A 24,485-nucleotide genomic window follows, 5' to 3' on the forward strand; every position below is an offset into this window, starting at 1 on the left:
TACGATGACACGGCCTGCCGGTTGATACAAGAGAATATTGCATCATGGGCACCATAGACACGTGAACTTTGCGCTCATTCGCCAGAGTGCAAGCGTGGTGAGCATACGCATATCCCGTGCCAGGGAGCGCGGGACGGTCAGCCGCTTTCGCGCCGCAGACCGCGGCCGCAGGTCAGATAGATCGCGAGGCTGACCATCGGCCCCGCGAGCACGGCGAGGTCGACGCCGCCCAGCCCCGAGGCGACGGGTCCTTGCCACACCGTGGTGTTGACGCAGACCAGCGCGGCGGCCGTACCCGCCGCCAGCGCGGCGATGCCCGCGATGTTGTACCCGCCGCGATACCAGAAAGGGCCGCCTGGCCGCAGATCGTGGAGCGCCGGCCCGTCGTAGCGGTTGCGCCGAAGCCACACGTCCACGGCGTAGATGGTGAGCGCCGGCGCAAGGAAGGTGACGCTGAGCGACAGAAGGTTTCGGAACGCGGTGAGGAATTCCGTGGTGATCAGGATGTAACACAGCGCTTCGCCGAGCGCTGTGGCCACCAGGACGGACGTGGCACGACTCAGCGCGACACCCACCGCCTGCAGGGCCAATCCGGCCGAGTAGGCGGTGATGATGTTGTTGGTGATGAGCCCCACGACCACGGTGAGCAGGAAGACCCGGTAGAACCAGCCGGGGAGCAGCTCACCCATCGAAACCTGCGGCTCGGTCATGTCGACGACCGTGCCGGCGAACACTCCGATCGTCCCCAGGACGACCGCGGGAAGCCAACCCCCGAGCGCGGTCCAGCCGAAAACGGCTCTCCTTGAGGACCCGGTGGGGAGATATCGCGAGTAGTCAGCACCGTTGCAGTACGACAGCGGACCAGCCGCGACCACGGCCAGGCCGGCCAGCATCGCCGCCCAGAGGTCGCCGCCCTGCAGCGGGGTGAAGTCCGACGGGACGCTCTGCGCCTCGACTGCCACGAAGCCGCCGAGAAGCAGCATGCTCCCACCGAGCAACAAGCTGAACAGCCCGCTGCACCGCACGATCGTCGCATGGCCGTACACGCTGATGGCGAACGTCGCCACGCCGATCGCGACGGCCGTGACGATCCTCAGGAGGGTACTCATGGACAGGCCGAGAGATTCCAGGAGCGCGTAGCCGGCCAGGGAGGTCACAGCGAGGTTGACGCCAACGTAGCCGACCCAGGTGATCCAGCTCAGTCCCGCGCTGAAGGGCCGGTTCCCCCTCACGCCGTAGATCGCGCGGGTGACCACCGTGCTCGGCGTGCCCGAACTCGGCCCGCTCGTCGCCGTGTATCCCACGAGCAGCCAGAAGCCGTTGCCGAGAACGACGATCAACAGCGCCTGCGGCACGGACAGTCCGATGACCGGCAGGCTGCCGCCGATCAGAAGGTACAGATAGCTGACATTGGCCCCCAGCCACACGGGGAAGAGCTCCAAGGGACGGCCGTGCCGTTCGGCTTCGGGTACGTGGTCGATGCCCCGGCCCTCCACTCGTCCGGCCCGGTCTTCGGCCTGATCGGCCGCCGGGCCGGGAGAGACGCTGGGGAGTTGATCGTGCTTGACGACGTCCTTGGGCATCTCGGGCTCCTAACCGTCCTCTTTCAAGCGGGGTCGGCTGATTCAGAGATCGTCGCGGAGGAGTTCCATGGTGGAGCAGTGGATGCCGCCGCCGTTCGCCTCCACCGCGTCGTAGTCGATCACCGTCACCTTGACCCCAAGGGAATCCAGCGTTTCGGCGGTCCTCGGCGCGGAGGACGACATGAGGAAGTGGCCGGGCGAGATCGCCAGGCCGTTGATGGCCCAAACCTCCGCAGGGTCCACCCAGATCGGCTGGACGCCGTGTTCCCGGAGCAGGTCCGGCAGCCAGTGGGGAACCGAGCTCGGTGACAGCAGGGCGCGGTCGACGTCGATCATGGCGAGTGATCCGTCGATATGGAACTCGAAACCACTCAGCGGCACGGTGAGGAGTTCGACGCCGAAGTAGCGGAGGATGTCGGCGAGCTGATCGGCGCCCTGCCGGTTGCAGCGGATGGACGTTCCGAAGAGCGCGAGTTTCGCGTTCAGTTTGGCGAAGGAGCCCCCTTCGACGTGGCCGGTTCCGCCGATCGTGCCGAGAATCGGCATGCCGATGGCCGCCACGGCGCGGGTCACATGCGCCTCCTCGCCGCGGCGCATGGTGGGGGCGAGGCGGCCGATGACCGCCCCACCCCTGATAGTGATCATGGGATCGCGCACATAGATCGACTTGGTGTACACCCCCGGTAGCGGTGGCAGGACGTCGGTGGTGACGCCGAAGGATCGCAGGGTTTCCGCCAGGGTGTCGTGCTGTGCCTGCATCCGCCGCAGGTCAGGGCCTTGGGGGCGAATCCAGTACCAGCGCCCGTCCGGGTCGAAGGCCGCGCCGAGCTTCGCGTCCCACCGTCCGGCGTCGATCTCGTCGAACTCGGTTCCGGGACGGCGCAGCATGACCCGTCGCAGAACGCCAACCTCGGAGGACGCTCCCCAAGCCGCCCCCCAGACGGATCGCAGTTCGTCGTCGTCCGAGAACGAGGAACGGCACAGAGGCACCCGCCCCTGAATGTAGGCGCTGTCGTTGGTGATCTCGGCGGGCAAGCGCCGCTCCGGGCGGATCTCCATGTCTGACTCTCCACTGCCTCTGGCACGCATCGATGCGAGCGATAAATTTGCTCACAGCGAGCAGATTTACCGTGAACTGCTCTAGAAAACTAGAGCTCACCCAGATATTTTGCAAGAATCGCATGCATGAGACGCCATTTGAACCACCGTGGAGACAGGACATCATGAGTCGACCGACGGCTGCGGCATCCGCCGAGATCCTTACCGATCCCGACTTCTGGCAGGGAAACCGCCAGGATGCGACCTTCCGGATCCTGCGCGAGAGGGCCCCGATCAGCTGGCAGCCCGAACCGGTCACGAGCTGGAACCCGAAAGGAGGGCCCGGCTTCTGGTCGGTGGTGACCCACGCACTGGTCACCGAGGTCAGCCGCAACCCGGACATCTTCGGTTCCCGCCACGGGACGGAGATCATCGATCTGGAGCCGGAGGTCTACCAGCTGGCGGGCATGCTCAACATGGACGCCCCCGAGCACACCCGGCTCCGCCAGATCGTCTCCCGCGTGTTCACACCGCGTCGCGTCACCGCCATGCTGCGGGACATCCGACTGCGCGCCCACGACATCGTCGACAGGATGGCCGGGGCAGGCGAGTTCGACTTCGTCGCGGAGGTCGCCGACACCTATCCCGCGGGGATCGTCGCGGACGTGATGGGGGTCGCCCCATCGGACGTCCCGGACCTGGTCGACCTGACCAAGCAGATCCTGTCGCCCCCGCCAGAGCGCGCGCACCACGCGAACCTGCAGATGATCGAGTACGGCACCGGCCTGGCCCGCGAGCGGGCGACCACGCCCACCGACGACCTGCTGTCGCTGCTTGTGCAGGCAGAGGTCGATGGCCGGCGGCTGACACCTGAGGAGATTGGTGTGTTCTTCGCCCTGCTGCTGACCGCCGGCATCGAAACGACCGGTACGGCACTCAACCACGCCATCGTCGCGCTGCACGACTTTCCCGGCCAGCGGGCCCTCTGGCTCACCGACTACCCCGCGCTGGCTCCCGCAGCCGTGGAGGAGGTGTTCCGCTGGGCCAGTCCCGTACGGCGTTTCCGCCGTACCGCCTTGGCGGACACCGAACTGGCCGGCACACCGATCGCGGCCGGCGACAAGGTCGTGATGTGGTACTCCTCAGCCAACCGCGATGATACGGCGTTCGCCGACCCCGCCACCTTCGACATCACGCGCAGCCCCAATCCTCACCTGGCCTTCGGCGGAGGAGGGCACCACTTCTGTCTCGGCGCCAACCTCGCCCGTGCCGAGACGGCCGCGTTCCTGGACGCCTTCCTGCACGCCTTCCCTCGCTACGAACTGACGGGTGAGGTCGTCTACGCCCAGAACGACATGTTCAACGTGATCACCTCGATCCCGTGCGCCTCGGGCGGCCCACGGTGACCGAACCGGACCCCTGGAAGCCGTCATGCACCTGACTCTGCGAGAACGAGAACGACTCGACATCTTCAACGCCGCCCAGCTCGCGCGACGCCGCCTCACCCGAGGGCAGCGGCTCAACGCCCCCGAAGCCGTCGCGCTCGTCTGCGACGAGATTCTCGAACTCGCCTGGGACGGTCTGAGCCTGGCCCAGGTCGTCGAGTTCGCCCGCCTGGTCGTCACCCCCGGGCAACTGCGTGAGGGGGTCGCCGAACTCGTCCCCCACCTCCAGGTCGAGGCGCTGTTCCCGCACGGCACCTCCCTCGTCGCGGTCGACCAGCCGTTCGGGGCCCCTTCACCCGGCGGCCCCGGGGCGCACGCCGTGGCCGGGGGTGAGATCGAACTCAACGCGGGCCGCCCGGCCTGGACCACGACCGTCCGCAACCCGGGCCCCCTCCCGGTCCATGTCTCCTCGCACTTTCCCTTCGCCGAGGTGAACGGCGCCTTGGAATTCGACAGAGAGATCGCGCGCGGGGCACGGCTCAACATCCCCGCCGGCACATCGGCGACCTTCGACCCTGGGGCGACCCGCGAGGTCGAGCTCATCGCCCTTGCGCTGCCCGCCGTTCCCTCTGACCACCAAGGCGACACATGAAGATCACTCGCGACCGATACGCACAGCTGTACGGACCGACCGCCGGCGACTCCATTCGTCTCGGCGACACCGACCTGTGGGTCACCGTCGCCGCCGACGACGCGCTGTACGGGGACGAACTCCTGGGCGGATGCGGCAAGACCTTGCGCGACGGACTCCTCGTCAGCCCGGCGTCCGGCGGTGACTCGGCCCTGGACATGGTGATCACCAGCGTCGTCATCCTGGATCCCGTTCTGGGCGTCAGGAAGACGAACATCGGCATCAAGGACGGACGCATCGCTTCCGTGGGGCGCGCGGGCGATCCCGGCCACGACCCCGACGTGACGGGCATGGTCGACAGCCACACCGCCATCGTGCCCGGCGAAGGACTGATCGCGACGGCGGGCGCGGTCGACTCCCATGTTCACCTGTCCTCTCCAGAGCTGGTTCCCGCCGCCCTGTCCGCCGGGGTGACCACCCTGGTCGGCATGGGGCTGGGAGGCGTGTGGGATGTGGGCTGCAATCCCGCGTACAACCTGCACACGCTCTTCGAGTCCTGGCGGGGGCTGCCGATGAACGTGGCCTTCCTCGCCCGCGGTTCCACTGCCGCCGGCGCCCTGCACGAACACGCGATCGCCTCCGGTGCCGGCGGCTTCAAGGTGCACGAGGACTTCGGCGCGACCCCTGCCATCATCGACGCCTGCCTGAGCGCCGCCGAACACGCCGATCTGCCGGTCGCCCTGCACACCGACTCCCTCAACGAATCGGGCTCCCTGCACGACACGGTGGACGCGACCCGGGGCCGAACCGTGCACGCCTACCACGTGGAAGGCGGGGGCGGGCACCCGAACCTCCTGGAGATCCTTTCCGTCCCCCACATCCTGCCGTCCTCGACGACGCCGACGATTCCCCTCACAGCCGCCACCGCGCTCGAGCTCATGCCGATGACGATGACCGTTCACCGGCAGAATGATGCGATCGCCTCCGATCTGGCCGTCTCCGCGAGCCGTATCCGGGAGCGTGCCATCGCCGCGGAGAACCTGCTGCACGACCTCGGCGCCATCGGTATCGTGAACTCCGATTCCATGGGCATGGGCCGTATCGCCGAAACGATCCGTCGCACCTGGCAGCTCGCCCACCTCTGCGCGCACCACGCCGGGCAGGCGGGACAGTCGGTGGACTCGACCGAACGCGTGCTGCGCTTCCTAGCCAAGATCACGCTGAACCCGGCCATCGCTCACGGCATGGCCCACGAGGTGGGCAGCCTCCAGGTGGGTCGCATGGCCGACGTCGTCCTGTGGCAGCCGGCCTGGTTCGGCGCCAAACCCGAACTGGTCCTCAAGGGAGGCTTCGCGGTCTGGGGCAACGTCGGCAGTTCCTCCGGATCGACCCGTCTGGGACAACCCCGCGCCTACCGGCCCTACTTCGGAGCCGTGGGCAGTGCGCCAGGCCGCCTGTCCGGCGTCTTCGTCTCCGGTGAGACGCTCGACGACTCCCGCCTGCGACGCGCGCTTCCGTCAGGACTGACCTACCTGCGGGTATCGGGCTCGCGGGCACTGAGCAGGACCGACCTGTCCCGCAACACCGCCACCCCGACGGTCGTGGTGCCGACCGACCGATCACCGGTCACCGTGAACGGCGCCGAGGCCCACTTTCACCCGGCCGAGGTCACCCCCCTCGGGCAGCTGCACCACTTCGCCTGAAGGTTCGCGCCCCTACAGGTCGGCCCAGGTGTAGGGCAGCTTGTGAATGTTGATGTAGTTGAACGTCTCCGTGGACATGACGCCAGGAACGCTGCGAAGCTTCGTCCCCGTCAGGTCGTACAAGTCGGCACGGCTCGCACAGCTGGCCTCGATCAGCAAGTCATAAGGCCCTGTCGTGGCGACGACCACCTCCACCTCAGGGAGTTCCTTCAGCTGCCGGACCGCCTCCGGGATGGGGCCGTGCACACGAACGCCGATCCCCGCCTGGACGCGGTGGCTGAAGAGGATCTGGTTCGTGACCGTCACGATCCGCACCACACCACGCTCCAGCAGTCGCACCACGCGCCGCCGTGCGCTGGCATAGGGCACGCCGGACTGCTCGGCCAGCTGCCGGTAGCTGGCGCGGCCGTCCTGCTGGAGCACGGCGGCCAGCGCACGGTCCGCGTCGTCGAGATCTTCCCTCACCTCCGGCTTGGGCGAGCCGACATGGCGGCCTCCCCCGAGGAGGATCTGCCGGGGACCGCCGGCTGCGTATTTCTCGACGGACAAGTACTGCATGACCAGGCACCGTCCCACCTCGGGAATGGTCCGGACCGATTCGTCGAGAACCTGCAGGATCTCCCGGTCGTCTCGGCCCACGAGTTCGGCGATGATGTCGAACATTCCCGCCGTCTGCACCACCAGGTCAGTGGCCGGCAGTTCGGTCAGGGCGCGGGCGATCGGCTGGACCGGCCCGTTCGCCGTGATGCCGACCAGGGCGAAGCTGCCCAGCCCGAGGGTGGGAGCGGAGACACTCCCGACGACCTTGATGACGTCCTCGGAGATGAGGCGCTTCAGCCGCTCGCGAACGGCGTCGCCCGACAGTTCGACTCTGGCGCCAAGATCGGCGTAGGCGGCCCGCCCGTCTGCGACGAGGAGTTTGATGAGTTCTTCGTCGATCGAATCGAGCGTCACTCCCCGCGCACCGTCAACCCTGGTTTCCCGGCTCGCCGACTGCATCGCCGCACCTTACCTCGATCGGAAGTCAATTCCACAATGTAGCACTCGGGCACGAGAATTTTTCCGTGTCGACGCTGCCGCAAGCGTTTTGTGGTGTGTTTGCCGGGGCAGCGCGCGAATAGTGCCGCCCGCCCGCGTTCAGGCAGCCGAGGCATCGTGCCCGTCGGCGCTCGCGGACCGCGGGCCCGTCTCGGCGCCCGGCCGAGCCGGTCACCGCGGCGGGGACTCCCGCGCTGCCCGCTCGGAGACGATCTCCCTCGCCAGTTGCAGGCACTCGGTGCAGATCGTGGAGGGACGGTCCGTCCCGCGCGTCTCCGCCATGCCGGACACCCGCCGACACCGCCGTGCGCAGAAACCGCAGCGTGTCCGCGCGGAGGTGACGGGCCCCAGGCAGGCCGTCCCGCTGGAGCGATCACTGTACTGGCGTTGCGCACCGGGTCCCCTTTCGGACGCGCCGTCCGTCACGCGAACGATCGGGCGGGCCCGGACAGGAGGTGCGGCACTCGAAGAAGGCGCTCGACAAAATAACAATATATCCATACGATTATTTCCATGCCGAGAGTCGCCGATCGTTCTCAGCGCCGCCAACCGGCCGAGGCCGCAATGCGGGTCATCGCGGCTTGGAGGATGAAAGGGCCCGCGGTGGCCGAGGACGCGGTCTCGGCGGGGCCGATGCGGCCCCGCTTTCCGGCCGAGGACGAGATGCCGCTCGTGGAAGCCGGCAGGTGTCAGGTTCGCCGCGGTAGGGCGTTGAGTAGTCCCGCCCTGCGCAGGGCACAGGTGGCGCCGTGTTCCACGGCCCGGGCCGGCCTCGCGGCGGCCGTCGTGCGGGCGCAGACCGAGGAGGAGATCCCGGCCGAGGAGGTGGCGCACGAATGCGCCGATCCCGGCAGGATGCCGCCGGCCGTGGCCGAGCGCCCGGCCGGCCGGCACTGGTACCGGCCGTTCGACTGAGCCACCCAACCGGCGGCTTTTTTTGAACAACTGCCCAGCAAAAGATGCTATACGTACGTTCAATAAAGAGGTGAAGTGAATGACGGACACCGCGACCCAGCTGCTGCCGGCGCATGCCTACTTCGACGCCGGCTGGTACGAACGCGAGCAGCCGGAGCTGTTCGGCCGCACCTGGCGCTACGCAGGGACCACCGACGATCTCAAGACTCCGGGTTCCTACCGCTCTGTGCAGGCAGGGCGGCACCCGCTGGTCGTCGTGCGCGGCAAGGACGGTGAACTGCGCGCCTTCCACAACGTCTGCCGTCACCGCGGCACGGCCGTCCTGTCCGGCAGCGGGGTGGTGGACAAGCAGATCGTCTGCCCCTACCACAACTGGACCTACGGCCTCGATGGCTGCCTGCTGGCCGTCACCCAGCGCAACGAGGTCGATCGTCACCTCGACCGCTCCAAGCTCGGCCTGCACCCGGCCTCCGTGGCGGTCTGGCGCGGTCTGGTGTTCGTCCACCCGGAGCCCGAGCCGCAACCGCTGACCGACTGGCTGGGCGATCTGCCCGACCGGATGGCGCCGTACGACCCGGAGCAACTGGCCGAGGTGGTGCCGCCGCAGGTGCATCACATCAAGGCCAACTGGAAGGTGTTCATCGAGAACGCCTTGGACAACTACCACCTGGGCTACGTGCACAAGAACACGCTCATCGGCTACGACCACAAGCGTCAGGAACAGTACGCCTGCGGGGACCGGCACTGGTTCTTCTACGAGCCGCCGCTGGAGCCCGGCCAGGTGACGCCCGTGGAGGCCGCGGCGGGGCTCGACCCGATCGCGGCCGAACCCCGCTGGTACGGCTCGGCCTTCGGCTTTTTCTTCCCGAACCTGTTCGTGCTGTCCTCGGCCGTCTCCTGGTCGAGTATCGAGGTGATCCCCACGGGTCCCGAGACCACCACGTTTGAGATGCGCATGCGTTTTCTGCCTGGTCAGAGCAGCAAGCTCGCCGTGGCCGGCGCGAAGGCGGCCGTGTCCACGGTGGCCCGGCGGGTCCTGGACAAGGAACGCACGTACGACCTCATCGAGGAGGATGTGTTCTGCTGCGAGGCCGTGCAGGTGGGGATCAGGTCGCCGCGCTTCTCCGTCGGCCCGATCGCCTACCGCTACGAGCGCGGCATCCAGGCCTTCCAGCGCAACGTCCTCGACTACGTGCCGCTGGAGACGGGGCGGTGATCGTCACGGTGCCCGGTGGCCGGCTGGCCGTCGTGGTGCGGGAGGGCGGCGCCGCCACGCCCGTGCTGTTCCTGCACGGGCTCAACAGCTCGGCCGACGTGTGGACCGCCGTCGTCGATCTGCTGCCGCGCGACCGCGCGCTGGCCGCCATGGATCTGCGGGGGCACGGCGGCTCCACCCGTGAGGGTTCCTTCGAGGTCGAGCGCCAGACGGCCGACGTGCTCGCCGTCGTCAACGGGCTCGGCTGGCCGAGGGTCCACCTCGTCGGCTCCTCGTACGGCGGCGGCCTCGCCCTGGCCGTGGCCGCCGCGCACCCCGGCCGGGCCGCCACGGTCACGATGTTCGGCACCGCGCTGGACCCGGCTCCCGAGACCTTGAAGCCGGCCCTGGACCTGCTGGCCCGCGTCGGCGTCACGGGCTTCTTCACCGCGATCGCCCCCGAGTGGACCTTCGCCCCCGGCGCCGATCCCGGCTTGGTGGCCGAGGCCAGCCGGGTGGCCGCCGCCAACTCCCCGGCGACCGTCGCCCGGCTGCTGGAAGCGGGGTTCACCGCCGACTTCCGGCCGGCGGCGGCAGAGGTGGGCTGCCCCGTGCTCGTCGCGCGCGGCGAGCACGACAGGACCTGCCCGCACGAGGCCGCGGCGAAGACGGCGGCGGCGCTGGGCACCGAGCAGCGCACCGTGCCGGGGGCCGGTCACCTGCCCATGGCCGAGGCGCCCGAGCCGACCGCCGCCCTGATCGCGAGCTCCTGGAGGCGGACATGACCCACGGCCACGGCAGCCGCTCATGACCATCACCGAGGTACGCGTGGGCGTGGGCTTCCGGCTGGGTTTCGGCGCGGTCGCCTTCGGCATGCTGGCGGCGCTGCTCACTCCCGCGCAGATCCTGCTGCCGCTGCAGGCCGCCGAGTTGAGCGGCGAAGCCAAGGCGGGAACGCTGGCGCTGGTCTCCTCCATCGGCGGCGTCGTCGGCGTCGTCGCCGCGCCGCTGGTCGGCATGGCCTCCGACCGCACCCGATCCCGGTACGGCAGACGCCGCGGCTGGGCGCTGGCCGGCGCGGTGACCGGGGCGCTCGGGCTGACCGGGCTGGCCGCGGCGACCAGCGTCCCGGCGCTGATGCTGGCCTTCGCCGTGCTCCAGATCGGTATCGCCGGCGTGATCGCCGGCGCTCTGGCGCTCGTCGCCGACCAGGTGCCACAGAGCCAGCGCGGCGAGATCTCCGGCGTGGCCGGCGTGGCCGGCGCGCTCTCCCCCGTCTTCGGCGCCTGGGCCTTCAGCCTGCTGGGCGGCGACGTGCGGGCGACCTACCTGGTGCTCGCCACGCTGATGCTGGGCGGCGGGGCGCTGCTGCTGGCCACCGTCCGCGAACCGTCCAGCAGAGCGGAGGCCGCCAAGCCGTGGGACTGGCAGGAGTGGGTGGGCTGCTTCCGGCTCAACCCCCGCCGCGACCCCGACCTCGGCTGGATGTGGCTGACCCGGTTCCTGGTCTTCCTCGGGATGGCGCTCTCGCTCGGTTTCGTCCTGTACTGGGTGCAAGGGGTGCTCGGCCCCGGCACCGGACCGGCCGAGCTGGCCGAGTCCATGGCTGTGGTCACGTCCGTGTACGCGCTGGTGGCCGTGATCTCCGGAGTGATCGCCGGCATCGTCTCCGACCGGCTGATGCGCAGGAAGGCGTTCGTCGTCGCCGCCGGGCTCGTGCTCAGTTTGTGTTCGGTGGCCAACCTGGCCTGGCCGACGTGGACCGGGGTCCTGATCGTCTCGGCGATCGCCGGGCTGGCCTTCGGCGTGTACTCGACCATGGACCTCGCCGTCGCCGCCGACGTGCTTCCCCGCGCCGATCAGCGCGCCCGCGACCTGGGCGTGCTGCAGAGCGCCAACACCCTTCCCAGCCTGGCGGGACCGGCCCTCGGCGCCGTGATGCTGTCCGGCGCCGGATTCACCGGCCTCTACGCGGCCGCCGCGCTGTGCATGGCCGGTGCCGCCTTCACCGTCACCCGGATCACCGCGATCCGTTAGCCGAAGGAGTACACCGTGCGATTGAGCCTCAGCTTCAGCGGCTTCGGGCCGCTGCCGCCCACACTGCGCGCGGCCGCCGCGGCGGAGGCGGCCGGGCTGGACGGCGTGTGGATGTGCGAGCATCTCGGCTTCACCGACTCCGTGGTGCCCGCCGCCGCGGTGCTCGCCCGCACCGGCCGCCTTGAGGTGGGCCTGGTCGGGCCCGCTCCGATCGCCCGGCATCCCGCGCTGCTGGCGATGGAGCTGTCCTCGCTGGCCGCGCTCGCTCCCGGACGGGTTCGGGCGCAGGTCGGGCTGGGGGACGCCCTGCTGGCCGGGATGCTCGGTGGCGACCACCGCCAGGGCTTGCGAGTCGCCCGCGAGTACGTCGACGCGCTGCGGCGGCTCCTGGCCGGGGAACGCGTCGACGGGGAACTGGCCGGGCACCGCTTCTCCGGGTGCGCCGTCGCCCCGCCGCACGAGCCATCGGCCATCGATCTGCTGGCCGTACGGCCGCGCATGCTGGATCTGGCGGGGCGGGTCGCCGACGGCGTCTCGCTGACCGCCGGGGCCTCGCTCGGCTACCTGGCCGGTGCCGTGTCCTCCGTGGTCGAGGCGCTGGCCCAGGCCCGGCGCGACCGGGCGGACTTCCGGATCTCGGCGACGGTGCTCGGCTCGATCGGCGAGGACGAGGAGAGCGCCGCGGCGATGCTCCGGCCGATCCTGGCCGGGTTCAGCCCGTCCGGGTTCGAGGTGACCGCACCCGGCCTGTTCGACCCCACCGCGCTGGCGGACGCCCAGGCGGGCCGACTGCGGATGGCCGAGTTGCTGACCCCTGCCGCCCTGTGCGAACTGGCCCTCGTCGCCACGCCGAGCACGCTCCCCGAGGCGCTGGCCCGCCTGGCCGCGACCGGGATCGACGAGGTCGCGCTCGGCCTGGTCAACCCGCCCGAGCTGCTGCCCGGCCTGGTGGAGTCTCTCGGAACGGCCCGGCCATGACCTACACCCTCGCGAGCCTGATCGCGCCCGACCCCTATCCGCTCTACCGGGAACTGCGCAAACACGCCCCGGTCCACCTGACGCCCGAGGGCATCTGGCTGATCAGCCGGTACGCCGACGTGCGGGCGCTGCTGCTCGACCCGCGCGCCACCAGCAACCCGGCGGCCCGGCCCAACTATCGGGACTGGGCCGAGCGGCACCTCGACGGGGTGGACGGGCCGGTGGCCCGCTGGCAGCGCTCGATGTTCGTCTTCATGGACGACCCCGAGCACCGGCGGCTACGGCAGCTGTTCCAGCAGGCGTTCACCCCCGCCTCCGTGCAGGCGCTCCGTCCCGGGCTTGAGGCTCACGCTTCCGAGCTGATGAAGGCGGCCGGAACCTCCCTGGAGGTGGTGTCGGAGTTCGCCCTGCCGCTGACGACCGCGCTCATCGGCGAACTGCTCGGCGTGCCGGAGCAGGACCGGGTCGCGTGCGTGCGCAGGGCCGAGATCACCGGGCGCACGCTGGCGCCGGTCGTGCCGCCCGCGGTGCTGGCGGCGGCAGCGGAGTCGCTGGCCGAGTCGACCGGCTACTTCCTCGACCTGGTCGAACGGCGCAAGAGAGAGCCGCGCGACGATCTGCTGACCGCGCTCACCGCGGTCATGACGCCGCAGGAGGTGGTCTCCAGCGCCCTGCTGCTGTTCAACGCCGGGCACGAGACGACCACCGCGCTCATCGCCAACGCCGTGCACGTGCTGCTCGGGCACCCCGGCCAGCTCGGCCTGCTGCGCACCCGACCGTCGCTAGTGGCCGGGGCGGTCGAGGAGGTGCTCAGGTTCGAACCGTCCTTCCAGTTCGGGCTCAAGGTGACCCGCGCGCCGATCGAGCTGGACGGGGTCACGATCCCGGCCGGGGCCGCGGTCATCCTGCTGGGCGCGGCGGCCAACCGGGATCCGGCCGAGTTCCCCGACCCGGATCGCTTCCTGATCACCCGCGGCGAGGGGAGGCACCTGGCGTTCGGGATGGGGACGCATCACTGCCTGGGCGCGCCGCTGGCCCGCATGGAGGCGCAGGTCGCGCTCGGCGCGCTCCTGGCCGCGTGGCCGTCCTTCGAGGCCGGACCGGATGAGCCGGTGCGAGCGGCACCGGCCGGCGCGCTGCGCACCCTCGAACGCCTGCCCATCAGGAGGTGCTGAACGATGAACATCACCACCCGCGTGGCCGTACCGGCCGGGGGCGGCGCGGCCGTACGGGGGAAGGTCAGGGAGGATCTCGCCCGGCATCTCGCCTCGGGTGGCGACAGCGCGTTGCACCACTCACCGGAGGCGGCGCTGGCCGCCATCCGCGCCGCCGCGCTGCGCGGCCGCGGCGGCGCGGGCTTCCCGGTCGCCGCGAAGATCGAGGCGGTCCGCGCGGCGAGCGGGCCGCGCGTGCTCGTCGCCAACGGGGAAGAGGGCGAGCCTGCCAGCGTCAAGGACCGCTACCTGATGCGCACCCGCCCCCACCTGGTGATCGAGGGCATGCTCCTCGCCCGCCGCATCGTGGGAGCCGACCGGGCGATCCTCTACGTCTCCGACGCCCTCTCCGCCCGATCGGTACGGCTGGCGCTGAAGGAACGCCGGCCGGCCTGCCCGCCAGAGGTCTTCGACGCCGAGCCCGGATTCGTCAGCGGCGAGGAGACCGCGCTCGTGCGCGCGATCGACGGCGGCCCGGCCAAGCCCACGGCCAAGCCGCCCCGTCCCTACGAACAGGGCGTCGCGGGCCGTCCCACGCTGGTGCTCAACGTCGAGTCGCTGGCCAGGATGGCGTTGCTGACCCGCTTCCGGCGCAGCGGCCTGCTGGTGACGCTCTCGGGCTCGGGTGGCGCGCCGGTGCTGACGGAGATCCCTCATGGGGTACGGCCGGCCGAACTGGCCGCCCGTTTCGGTTTCGACGCCTGCCGGGGCTTCCTGGCCGGTGGCTTCTCCGGCGGCCTGCTGCCGCCCTCGGCCGGGGACACGCCCCTGACCCACGAGGCCATGCGCGCCATCGGCAGCGCACTCGGCTGCGGCGCCCTGGTGGCCATCGGGCGTGAGGACTGCCCGGTGGCGGCCGCCGCCGACGTACTGGCCTTCTTCGACCGGGCCAACGCCGGCCAGTGCGGAAGCTGCTTCAAGGGAACGAGCGCCATGGCCGGGGCCGCGGCGGCGCTGCGCGCGGGCACCGCGGTCCCCGAGCAGGTGGACCGGCTGGAGCAGTGGGCGCGGCGGCTGCGCGGCCGCGGCGCCTGCGGCACCCTCGACGCCGCCTGCCTGACCGCGGACAGCCTGCTCCGCCACTTCCCGGAGGAGATCCGGCACCACCTGGCCGAGTCGTGCGCGCGCTGCGCCCGGCTGCCGGTGGGCGCCGACACCCGCTTCCGGGTGCACCCACCCGAACCCGAGGAGGACTGACAGATGCGCGTGAACGTCGACGGCACCAAATGCGCCGCCTACGCGCTGTGCGTGGAGATCGCGCCTCAGGTCTTCGACCTTGACGACTTCGGCTACGCCATGGCGACGCGGGAGGACGTCCCGGCGGAGCTGGAGGCGGCGACCGGGGAGGCCATTGAGGCCTGCCCCGCCCAGGCGATCCGCCGCCTCGCCCCCGGCGGACCAACCAAAGGAGTGTGACATGAGCGACGACGAGCGGCGTATCCGCGAACTGCACGACGGCTGGGTGACGGCCAACGGCACCGGTGACATCGGCTGGCTGCGTGCCCATCTGGCCGGTGACGACTTCGTCATGTGGAACACGCTGGGCAGCAACTTCTTCGGCCTCGACGGCATCGTCGAGCTCTGGAAGCAGTTGATCGCGATGGCGGGCGAGGCCGTACCCCAGAAGGTCGTTTCGCAGGCGTGGGACGAGCGGATCACGGTCGGCGGTGATCTGGCCGTGGTCAGCTACCTGTGCCGGCTGACCGTCGACTTCGGGCCGCGCGGTGAGGAGGCGGGCGGCGACCTGGACCAGCGCTACCGCGCCACCGAGGTCTACCGGCGGCACGACGGCGACTGGAAGATGATCCACTACCACGGCTCGCCGCACCAGCCCGGCGTCATGGGCGGGTCATGACCTTCTCCCTGGCCGCCCGCTGCGCACGCACCGGCCAACTGGGCGTCGCAGTGGCCTCGCACTCGCTGGGGGTGGGCGCGGTGGTTCCGTGGGCCCGCCCGGGGGTAGGCGTCGGCGTCACCCAGGCGCTCACCGATCGGCGGTACGGCAGGCTGCTGCCCGACCTGCTGGCCAACGGGCTGGCGCCGCCGCTGGCGCTGAAGCTCGCCATGATCGACGACGAGAAGGCCGCGCTGCGCCAGATCGGCCTCGTCGACGTCCAGGGCCGCACCGCCGGGCACACCGGCGGCGCCTGCGTCGCCCACGCCGGCCGGCGGGCCGGCGTGGGCGTCGTGGCCCAGGGCAACATGCTCGCCGCCGACGGGTTGTGGGACGTCATGGTCGACCGGTTCACCACCACGCCGGGCGCACTGGCCGAGCGACTCCTGGCCGCCATGCGGGCTGCCGATGAGGCGGGTGGTGACGTGCGCGGCAGACAGGCTGCCGCTGTGCGCGTCGTGGACGGGACGGCGGAGGGTGGCGTCGTGCTGGACCTGCGCGTCGACGACCACCCCGACCCGCTGGCCGAGCTGGAGCGCCTGCACGGGCTCTGGCGCGGCGACCGGCTGATGCACGCCTCCATCGCCGCCATGCTCGCCGGCAGCGAGCCGGAGCCGATCCTGGCCGATCTCGACCTGGCCCAGGACGCCTTCGGCACGGGCAACCGGGAGCCGTCCTTCTGGCGGTGCGTCGCGCTGGCCGCCGCCGGCCGTCCCGATCGGCTCCTGCTCAACGAGCTCGTCCGCCGGCGCCCCGGCTGGGGGGAGCTCTACCGCAGCATCACATCCACCGTGGAGAGAACATCATGATCGAGATCAATGTCACCAGCGACATCGGTGTGCTCCGTGAGGTGATCCTGGGCCCTTGCAAGGCGTTCACCATGGAGGACCTCATCAGCGAGGCCCGGGTCGACGGCGGCGGCGGGGACCAGCGGCTCCTCGACGAGTTGTACGCCCGCTACTCCATCGAGGCCCCCGACCCCACGATCGCGGCCAAGCAGCACGCCCAGCTCATCGCGGTGCTGGAGGCGCACGACGTGAACGTCCACTGGGCGGCTCCCGTCGACTGCGTCATCCAGATGTACACCAGGGACATGGGCTTCGCCATCGACGACGTCTTCTTCCTGGCCCGCCCGGCCACACCCACCCGGCGCCGCGAGCAGGCGGCGTTGCTGAGCCTGCACTCGCGCATGTCCAAGGTACGCGCGCTGGACGCCGGCCACATCGAGGGCGGCGACGTCCTTGTCACCCCCTCCGAGGTGCTGGTCGGGATCGGCGACAGCACCAATGAGGCAGGGGCCGAGGCGCTGCGCAGGGCCATGGCGGCCGCCGGCCTGTCGCGCGAGGTGGTGCCGATGCGCTTCACCCACCGCGGCGTGGTCCATCTGGACGTGCACTTCACCCTCGCCTCGCCCGACGTCGGCCTCGTCAGCCCCGCCGCCTTCGACGCCGAGAGCCTCGACCACCTCAAGAGCCGCTTCAAACTGATCACCGTGACACCGCAGGAGATGCGGGCGCTCGCGGTCAACACGGTCGCGCTCGGGCCCGACCGGCTCATCATCCAGGCCGGGCACGAGCGGCTCGAAGCCGAGCTGTCCCGGCACGGCGTCACCCCCGTCCCGGTTGAGTTCTCGGAGATCACCCGCTTCCCCGGCGGTCTGCACTGCGCGACGCTCCCGCTGGTCAGGGAGTAGGCCGTTCGTGGCCGGCCTTCGTCCGGACATCGCCCGCTCATGGCGGCGTGCGGCCCTGTGCGGTCTCGATCCCGGTTCGGGCGTGGCCGGGGAACGGCTGGAGGAGGTCGACTCCGGCAGCAGGCTGATGGTGGCCGCGAAGCCGGTGCTCGACGCCGTCGCCGAGCAACTGCGGAACACCCGGTTCAGCGTGCTGCTCGCCGACGGCGAGGGCCGCATCGTGGATCGGCGGCTCGGCGACCCGCGACTTGCGGACGCGCTGGACGAGGTGTTCGCGGTGCCCGGGTGCCGCTACACCGAGGACGTCGCCGGGACCAACGCGCTGGCGACCGCGTTCGAGCTCCGCCGCGGGGTCTCGGTGGTCGGTCCCGAGCATTTCCTCGAGCGGCTGAAGGGGTTCTGCTGCTACGGCCATCCCGTCACCCACCCCGTGACGGGCCGGCTGGAGGGGGTGCTCGACGTGACGGGGCTGGCGCGGGATGCCACCGGACTGCTCGAACCCTTCCTCGCCCAGGCCGTACGCGGCATCGAGCAGCGGCTGATAGAGGGAAGCAGGCTCTCCGATCAGCGCATGCTGGCCGCCTTCCGCGCCCGCACCGCCCGTACCGGCGCGCCCGTCATCGTCGTGGGCGATGGGATCACCATGGCCAATCGAGCGGCACACGAAACGTTCGACGCCGCCATCCTGCGCGAGCTCGGCCGGGAACTGACCGGCGACCATGGCGTCTGCCTGCTCCACAGCCGCGCCGGGATCCCGGTCCGCGCACGCTACTCAGTGGTTCCGGGTGCCGTACGGGCGGTGCTGTTCGAGGCCATCGACACCGGCCGGGCACAGCCGGTCGTGCCCCGCACACGCGCGACGGAAGGGACCGCGGATCCGCTCGAGCCGTTCCGCCGGCGGCGCCGCAGGCTGCTGATCCACGGTGAGCCCGGCAGCGGGCGCACGTACGCGGCGCACGCTCTGGCCGGAGATCACCCCAGCACCGTGCTCGACGCCGCGTCGCTGTCGGCCGGCGACATCACCTCCGCGCTGGATCGCGGCCCCGATCACCTCGTCGTCATCGACGGCATCCATCTGCTCGACGATCCCACGGCGGCGACGCTCGCTCACCTTCTGGACGGCACGACCGGCTGGTACGCCCTCACCAGCGGACCGGTCGAGGAGCTGACCGGCGAACGGATCGGCCCGGCCGCGCGATGCGCCTCCCGCTGGGAGACCATCCCGCTGCGCTCGCGTCGCCACGACATCCCCGCCCTGGCCCGCGCGCTGCTGAAAGGCCACGGCAGCACGACCCACCTCACCCCCGCCGCCCTGGACGCCCTGAGCCGCCACACCTGGCCCGGCAACCTCGCGGAACTGTCGGCCGTGATGGCCGAGCTCGCCCGCCGTACCGAAGCCGGGGTGATCACCGAGCTGGACCTGCCCACCACCTTCCGGCGCCCCAGGCGGCGGCTGTCCGCGCTCGAACAGGCGGAGTTCGACACCATCAGATCCGTCCTGGACCGCTGCCGCGGCAACAAGGTTCACGCCGCCGCGATGCTGGGAATCGCCCGGACCACGCTGTATCGCCGGCTCAAGGAGCTCGGCCTCGGCTGAGCGCTGTATCGGATCGCGACAGTTACCGGCCCTCGTCCCGGTCCACGATGGCTGCCAAAGGCAATGACCTGCGGGAGGCTGATATGTCCATTCAGTTCGACGGCGACTACGTCCTGACCATCAACGGAAAGCCGGAGCGGTCCGTGACCACCTCGACAGTGGTCAATCCCGCGACCGGCGAGACCATCGCGGAGGTGCCGGTCGCCGGCCCGGAGCAGCTCGATCAGGCCGTGGAAGCGGCGCGGGCGGCCTTCCCCACATGGGCGGCCACCCCGCTCCCCCAACGGCAGGCGATCGTGAGCGCCATCGGCGACCGGCTGGAGGCCCACGCCGAGGAGTTCATGACGCTGCTGACCCGCGAGCAGGGCAAACCCGGCAGCGGTGCCATGTGGGAGGTCTTCGGCTCGATCCTGTGGCTGCGCGCGATCGCCGCCCAGTCCCTTCCCGAGGAGGTCGTCGAAGACACCGCCGACCGGCGCGTGATCACCCGCCACACACCCCTCGGCGTGGTCGGCGGCATCACACCGTGGAACTTCCCCATCCTGCTCGCGGTGTGGAAGATCGCCCCCGCGCTCGTGGCCGGCAACTGCATCGTCGTCAAACCCTCGCCGTTCACCCCGCTGTGTACTCTCAAGCTCGCCGAACTGGTCCAGGACCTGCTTCCCCCCGGTGTGTTCAGCGTCCTGTCGGGCGACGACGAACTGGGAAAGCGGCTCACCGCGCATCCCGGAATCGACAAGATCGCCTTCACCGGCAACACCGAGACCGGCAGGCACGTCATGCGTTCGGCGGCCGGCAACCTCAAGCGGATCACCCTGGAGCTCGGCGGCAACGACCCGGCGATCGTGCTGCCGGACGTGGACCCGGTCAAGATCGCGCCACAACTGTTCTGGGCGGCGTTCCAGAACAACGCGCAGTTCTGCAACGCCGCCAAGCGCCTGTACATCCACGCCGACGTCTACGAGCAGGTGCGCGACGCTCTCGTCGCCTACGCCCGCACGATCACGGTGGGCGACGGCGCCGACCCGAGCACCGACCTCGGCCCGATTCAGAACAGGCCCCAGTTCGAGAAGGTCAAGGAGTACTTCGACGACTGCGCCCGCAACGGGTACACCTTCGCGCTCGGCGGCGAGATCGACGAGTCCGCCCGGGGCTGGTTCGTGCCCGTGACCCTGGTGGACGACCCGCCGGAGAACTCACGGCTGATGCGCGAGGAGCCGTTCGGCCCCATCCTGCCGCTGGTGCGCTGGACCGACGAGGCCGACGTGATCGCGCGCGCCAACGACACCGAGTACGGCCTGGGCGCCAGCGTGTGGGGCAAGGACCTGGAGGCCGTCGAGCGCATCGGGCGGCAGATCGACGCGGGCACCGTGTGGCTCAACGAGGTGCACCAGTACTCCCCCGCCCAGGCCTTCGGCGGGCACAAGCAGTCCGGCATCGGCTGTGAGAACTCGCTGCACGGGCTGATGGAGTACACCAACTGGCAGACGGTCACCCTCAACAAGCGGCCCGACGCCGTCTGAGATCCCTGACAAGGATGGCTGAGATGAACGGGCCCGGTGAGATCCTGCCGCACAGCGCGGCGCTGTTCCCGCACAAGACGGCGCTGGTGACGGCGGCGCGCGAACTGACCTACGCCGAGCTCGACCATGCCTCCGCGTCCGTCGCCGCGGCGCTGGCCGAGCGCGGCATCCGTCCCGGCGACCGCGTCTCGCTGTACGCGCAGAACCGGTGGGAGTGGGTCGTGGCCTATCACGCCGTGCTCAGGGCCGGCGCGGTGGTGAACCCGATCAACGTGATGCTCACCGCGGACGAGGTGCGCCACGTCCTGCGCGACTGTCAGGCGGTGGCGCTGTTCGCCGCACGCGACCAGCTCGCCGCCCTGGGCGGGGTGCTCGACGCGGTCGGCACGCTGCGCACGGTGGTCTGCTTCGACGACCCGCCTCCCGGCGCCGAGGCCTTCGCCGGCTGTCTCGCCACGACCGCGCCGCCGAAGCCCGTACAGGTGCGCCGGGAGCAGCCGTCCACGATCGGCTACACCTCGGGCACGACGGGACGCCCCAAGGGTGCCGTCCAGTCACAGCACGCGGTGCTGCTGAACTGCGAGCTGACCGCCCGCATGCACCGCAGAACCGCGGCGGACACGCTCCTCACCGCGCTGCCCGCCCCGCACGTCTACGGCAACGTGGCGATCAACAGCACGTTCCTTTCCGGCGGGACGGTCGTGCTGCTGGAACGCTTCGACGCCTCCACCGTGCTGGAACTCATCGCCAAGCACCGGGTGACCATGTTCGAGGGCGTACCGGCGATGTACGCGATGCTGCTGGCCCACGAGCGGATCGGCGCCGCCGATCTGAGCTCTCTGACGCGCTGCACCGTCGGCGGGCAGACCATCGCCCGCTCCACCATCGATCGCTGGCAGCGGGTCAGCGGCGCCCCGCTGATCGAGTTGTGGGGCATGACCGAGCTGTCCGGGCTGGGGACGACGCATTGGGCCGGCGCCGAGCCATGCCCCGGCTCGATCGGCGTGGCCCTGCCCGGTGTCGAGGTGCGGATCGGCGACCTGGGCGACGCCTCCCGCACCGCACCGGCCGGCACACCGGGGGAACTGCTCGTGCGGGGCCCGTTGGTCATGCTCGGCTACTTCGGCGACGACGAGGCCACGGCGGAGACGATCGACGAGGACGGCTGGCTGCGCACCGGCGACATCGCCTATGAGGACGGCACCGGCCATCTCTTCATCGTCGACCGCCGCAAGGACATGATCATCACGGCGGGTTACAACGTCTATCCCGCCGAGATCGAACGCGTCCTGGCCGCACACCACGCCGTGGCGATGGTCGCGGTCGGACCGATTCCCGACGAGGTCAAGGGTGAGACCGCCCGCGCCTACGTCGTCCTGTCCGGCGGCGCCACGACCACCCCGGAGGAACTGATCGCGTACTGCCGCGGCAGGCTCGCCGCCTACAAGCTTCCCCGTTCCATCCAGTTCGTCACGGCGCTGCCCCAGACGTCCACCGGCAAGATCATGCGCCGGAAACTGATCGAGCTGGCCGATCGGATCGGCTGACCGGCCACCGGACACGACAGATCCCGGGAGAGACACCGGCCGCCGAGCGACTCGGTCACCCGCAGCCGTTCGGCAACCTCGTCTCCGGCTGCGCCCGACGACCGGCTCATCGTGCGGCGCCCCCGCCGGGAACCGCATGGTTCCCGGAGCTGAAGCCCTCAGCTCCCATTGACGAATGGTTATCGACTGATATCCTTGTCGAAGGTTATCGATTGATAACGCACCATGAGAGGATTCACCATGACCGTGATCGCTCCAGAGGGAACCGAGGAGATCCTTGCCGAGTTGCGGCGCTACCTCGACGAGGACCCGCCGGCGATCAGCCTCCCGCCGCGCGCCTACACCTCGCCCGAGATGTGGGAGCTGGAGAAGGAGCGGATCTTCAGCCGCGCCTGGATGCACGTTGCCCACGTCGACCAGCTCGCCGAAGCCGGCGACTACGTCTCGCTGTCCATCGCCGGCGAGGCGGTCGTCGTCACCCGCGGCAAGGACGGCGCGCTGCACGCGATGTCGCCGGTATGCCGGCACCGGCTGATGCCCCTGGTGGGGCCGGGAGCCGGCCGCGCCCAATCCTTCACCTGCCCGTACCACCTGTGGAACTACGGCCTCGACGGACGGCTGCGCGGCGCGCCGCACATGGGCGGGAACCCGGACTTCGACCCGAAGAACTGCCGGCTGCCCGGCTTCGCGGTCGAGGAATGGAACGGCCTCGTCTACGTCAACCTCGACGCCGCCGCCGAACCCATCGGCCCGCACCTCGACCTGGCCACGCCCGAATTCGGGAACTACCGGATCGGCGACCTGGTCCAGGTCGTCTCCTTCACGGAGGAATGGCAGGCCAACTGGAAGCTCGCGCTGGAGAACGGCCACGAGAACTACCACGTCATCGGCCTGCATCGGCAGACCCTGGAGCCGTTCATGCCCGGCGGCGGCGACATCTACGTCAAGCAGTACTCGCCCTGGGCGCTGCATGCCCGCGTCCCGTTCGTCGAACCCATCGAGCCGGAGGCGCTCAAACTGGGCGAGGTGGAGAAGGCGCACGCGATGTTCCTGCTGTCCTTCCCGACCGGCGGCCTCGCCGGCCTGGGCGACCAGATCGTCTGGCTCAGCTTCATCCCGCAGTCCATCGACACCCTTCAGGTGCGCGGCGGCATGCTCATGCCGCCCGAACTGGTGGCTTCGGTAGATCCAGAAGCGCTCGCCAGAGCCCAGCAGGCATTCACCACCATGGTCAACGACGAGGACAAGACGGGACTCGAAGCCGTGCAGCGCGGCGTCACCTCACGCTTCGCCGAACGCGGCCACCTCAGCCCCAAGGAAGCCGGCGTGATCGCCTTCTACAAGAACCTGGCCCGCGCCCTGACCCGCCAGGGCAACGCCTGGCCCGGGGAGCTGTGACATGGCGCGCTACCTCACGAAGGACTGGATGGACCTCGTGCTCAAGGAGACCCAGGACCTTCCCGAACGCCGGGGCGGCAACGCCCGCCTGCAGTACGTCCTGACCGGCGACAGCGACGTGCACTACTACTGGGTGCTGGAGCACGGCCGGGTGACCGACGTCGCGCTGGGCACCCTCGACAAACCCGACTACACGATCACCATGACCTACGACGACAGCGTGCTCATCGAGCGGGGCGAACTGACCGAGGAGGCCGCGTTCGCCCAGGGCCGGATGAAGTTCACCGGCAGCATGGTCAAGGCCATGACGCTGATGCCGGTCATGGACGCGCCCGAGTTCAAGGCGGCGATGGCCCGTCTCCGCGCGGCCACCGAACTGTGACCGGCTAGTCTGGCCTCCATGCCCGCACCGCGATGGAGCCCGTCGGCCGAGCGCATTCTCCGCACGGCCGCCAGGCTCTTCGCGACGCACGGCTACTCCGCCACCTCCACCCGCGACATCGCCGCCGCCGTCGGCGTCAAGCAGCCGGCCATCTACAAGCACTTCTCCGCCAAGGACGACATCCTGGCCGCACTCGTGAGACTGGGCCTGGAGCGGCCCTTGGCCGTGGGCGACTCGCTGGAGCTCGTGGCGGCGCCCGCGGCGGTCAAACTGCATCGATGGCTGCGCGAGTCGCTGCAGCACCTGCTGGACTCGCCGTACGTGCTGGTGTCCATCCTCACCACGCCCGAGCTGGAACGCGACCGGTTCGCGGCCGAACGCAAACTCATCGAACGGCTCGAAGTGCAGGTCACCGACCTGATCGTGCAGGGACAGCGCGAAGGCGACGTGCGGCCGGTCAACCCGGTGACGGGGGCACGGCTGGTGCTGGTGCTGTTCGACGCGATGGCGCTGCCGGAGATCGCGGTCAGCCCGCCCGACATCATCGACTTCGCCCTCACCGCCCTCCTGAACGACCCCTCCCGCCTGCCCGAACTCCACCAGCAGGCGAACGCCCTCGTCCTCCCCTAGGAGACCTTCCGCGGTCCCAGGCCACCTCGGCCCGAACTGTCACGCGGAACCCCCCAGATCGTCCCGCCGCCGACGTCCCGTCAGATCACGTGGTCCTCGAAGTC

General features: G+C 70.2%; 23 protein-coding genes. 20 read left to right on the top strand and 3 right to left on the bottom strand.

Going from position 1 to position 24,485, the window contains the following annotated elements:
• Positions 1-137 precede the first annotated feature (137 nt).
• Together ACIBI5_RS22260 and ACIBI5_RS22265 are read right to left on the bottom strand one after the other, a co-directional pair.
• Positions 138-1,583 (bottom strand): purine-cytosine permease family protein, encoded by a 1,446-nt coding sequence (locus tag ACIBI5_RS22260; RefSeq protein WP_397249583.1) that lies wholly within the window; start codon positions 1,581-1,583, stop codon positions 138-140.
• Positions 1,584-1,625: 42 nt separating this feature from the next.
• On the bottom strand, positions 1,626-2,642 hold the full coding sequence (locus ACIBI5_RS22265; protein ID WP_397249585.1) for a dimethylarginine dimethylaminohydrolase family protein: 1,017 nt from the start codon (positions 2,640-2,642) through the stop codon (positions 1,626-1,628).
• 164 nt (positions 2,643-2,806) lie between these two features.
• On the opposite strand from ACIBI5_RS22265, the gene ACIBI5_RS22270 reads away from it, so the two are divergent.
• From ACIBI5_RS22270 to ACIBI5_RS22280, 3 genes are read left to right on the top strand one after another with little or no spacing between them, the layout of a single operon-like run.
• On the top strand, positions 2,807-4,027 hold the full coding sequence (locus ACIBI5_RS22270) for a cytochrome P450 (RefSeq protein WP_397249587.1): 1,221 nt from the start codon (positions 2,807-2,809) through the stop codon (positions 4,025-4,027).
• A gap of 25 nt (positions 4,028-4,052) precedes the next feature.
• Positions 4,053-4,658, top strand: a complete 606-nt coding sequence (gene ureA / locus ACIBI5_RS22275; protein WP_397249589.1) for an urease subunit gamma — start codon at positions 4,053-4,055, stop codon at positions 4,656-4,658.
• Entirely contained in the window at positions 4,655-6,340 is a 1,686-nt protein-coding gene (locus tag ACIBI5_RS22280) for an urease subunit alpha (protein ID WP_397249591.1), read from the top strand. The genes ureA and ACIBI5_RS22280 overlap by 4 nt, the downstream gene beginning before the upstream one ends.
• Before the next feature lie 12 nt (positions 6,341-6,352).
• Here the strand turns inward: ACIBI5_RS22280 and ACIBI5_RS22285 are convergent, their stop codons facing one another.
• Positions 6,353-7,339 carry an Lrp/AsnC family transcriptional regulator gene (locus ACIBI5_RS22285; protein WP_397249593.1) on the bottom strand — a complete coding sequence of 329 codons (987 nt, stop codon included), beginning with the start codon at positions 7,337-7,339 and terminating at the stop codon, positions 6,353-6,355.
• Positions 7,340-8,089: 750 nt separating this feature from the next.
• Here ACIBI5_RS22285 and ACIBI5_RS22290 point away from each other — a divergent pair.
• From ACIBI5_RS22290 to ACIBI5_RS22370, 17 genes are all read left to right on the top strand, one after another.
• Positions 8,090-8,293, top strand: coding sequence for a hypothetical protein (locus tag ACIBI5_RS22290; RefSeq protein ID WP_397249595.1), 204 nt, complete (start codon positions 8,090-8,092; stop codon positions 8,291-8,293).
• A gap of 79 nt (positions 8,294-8,372) precedes the next feature.
• Positions 8,373-9,509, top strand: a complete 1,137-nt coding sequence (locus ACIBI5_RS22295) for an aromatic ring-hydroxylating dioxygenase subunit alpha (RefSeq protein WP_397249596.1) — start codon at positions 8,373-8,375, stop codon at positions 9,507-9,509.
• A complete protein-coding gene (locus ACIBI5_RS22300; protein WP_397249598.1) occupies positions 9,506-10,273 on the top strand; it encodes an alpha/beta fold hydrolase in 768 nt (255 codons plus the stop codon). The genes ACIBI5_RS22295 and ACIBI5_RS22300 overlap by 4 nt, the downstream gene beginning before the upstream one ends.
• A gap of 22 nt (positions 10,274-10,295) precedes the next feature.
• A complete protein-coding gene (locus tag ACIBI5_RS22305; protein WP_397249600.1) occupies positions 10,296-11,525 on the top strand; it encodes an MFS transporter in 1,230 nt (409 codons plus the stop codon).
• Positions 11,526-11,540: 15 nt separating this feature from the next.
• Entirely contained in the window at positions 11,541-12,503 is a 963-nt protein-coding gene (locus ACIBI5_RS22310; protein WP_397249601.1) for an LLM class flavin-dependent oxidoreductase, read from the top strand.
• Complete coding sequence (locus ACIBI5_RS22315; protein WP_397249603.1) at positions 12,500-13,678, top strand: cytochrome P450; 1,179 nt, start codon at positions 12,500-12,502, stop codon at positions 13,676-13,678. Before ACIBI5_RS22310 ends, ACIBI5_RS22315 begins: the two co-directional genes overlap by 4 nt.
• Positions 13,679-13,681: 3 nt before the next feature.
• Positions 13,682-14,914, top strand: coding sequence for an NADH-ubiquinone oxidoreductase-F iron-sulfur binding region domain-containing protein (locus ACIBI5_RS22320; RefSeq protein ID WP_397249605.1), 1,233 nt, complete (start codon positions 13,682-13,684; stop codon positions 14,912-14,914).
• Between the two features lie 3 nt (positions 14,915-14,917).
• The gene (locus ACIBI5_RS22325; RefSeq protein ID WP_397249607.1) at positions 14,918-15,133 is read left to right on the top strand and encodes a ferredoxin; all 216 of its coding nucleotides are present in this window, start codon (positions 14,918-14,920) and stop codon (positions 15,131-15,133) included.
• 1 nt (position 15,134) lies between these two features.
• Positions 15,135-15,572, top strand: a complete 438-nt coding sequence (locus tag ACIBI5_RS22330) for a YybH family protein (RefSeq protein ID WP_397249609.1) — start codon at positions 15,135-15,137, stop codon at positions 15,570-15,572.
• Complete coding sequence (locus tag ACIBI5_RS22335) at positions 15,569-16,420, top strand: DUF1028 domain-containing protein (protein ID WP_397249611.1); 852 nt, start codon at positions 15,569-15,571, stop codon at positions 16,418-16,420. Before ACIBI5_RS22330 ends, ACIBI5_RS22335 begins: the two co-directional genes overlap by 4 nt.
• Positions 16,417-17,304 carry a dimethylarginine dimethylaminohydrolase family protein gene (locus ACIBI5_RS22340; RefSeq protein ID WP_397249613.1) on the top strand — a complete coding sequence of 296 codons (888 nt, stop codon included), beginning with the start codon at positions 16,417-16,419 and terminating at the stop codon, positions 17,302-17,304. Before ACIBI5_RS22335 ends, ACIBI5_RS22340 begins: the two co-directional genes overlap by 4 nt.
• A gap of 7 nt (positions 17,305-17,311) precedes the next feature.
• Positions 17,312-18,901, top strand: coding sequence for a sigma-54-dependent Fis family transcriptional regulator (locus ACIBI5_RS22345; RefSeq protein ID WP_397249615.1), 1,590 nt, complete (start codon positions 17,312-17,314; stop codon positions 18,899-18,901).
• Positions 18,902-18,984: 83 nt separating this feature from the next.
• Positions 18,985-20,424 carry an aldehyde dehydrogenase family protein gene (locus tag ACIBI5_RS22350; RefSeq protein WP_397249617.1) on the top strand — a complete coding sequence of 480 codons (1,440 nt, stop codon included), beginning with the start codon at positions 18,985-18,987 and terminating at the stop codon, positions 20,422-20,424.
• Positions 20,425-20,447: 23 nt separating this feature from the next.
• Positions 20,448-21,971, top strand: coding sequence for a class I adenylate-forming enzyme family protein (locus tag ACIBI5_RS22355; RefSeq protein ID WP_397249619.1), 1,524 nt, complete (start codon positions 20,448-20,450; stop codon positions 21,969-21,971).
• 240 nt (positions 21,972-22,211) lie between these two features.
• Positions 22,212-23,369, top strand: coding sequence for an SRPBCC family protein (locus ACIBI5_RS22360; protein ID WP_397249621.1), 1,158 nt, complete (start codon positions 22,212-22,214; stop codon positions 23,367-23,369).
• 1 nt (position 23,370) lies between these two features.
• A complete protein-coding gene (locus tag ACIBI5_RS22365; RefSeq protein ID WP_397249623.1) occupies positions 23,371-23,751 on the top strand; it encodes an SCP2 sterol-binding domain-containing protein in 381 nt (126 codons plus the stop codon).
• A gap of 18 nt (positions 23,752-23,769) precedes the next feature.
• On the top strand, positions 23,770-24,381 hold the full coding sequence (locus ACIBI5_RS22370) for a TetR/AcrR family transcriptional regulator (protein ID WP_397249625.1): 612 nt from the start codon (positions 23,770-23,772) through the stop codon (positions 24,379-24,381).
• The last annotated feature ends 104 nt before the right edge of the window (positions 24,382-24,485 follow it).

Source organism: Nonomuraea sp. NPDC050540 (genome assembly GCF_044457485.1).
Lineage (GTDB): Bacteria > Actinomycetota > Actinomycetes > Streptosporangiales > Streptosporangiaceae > Nonomuraea.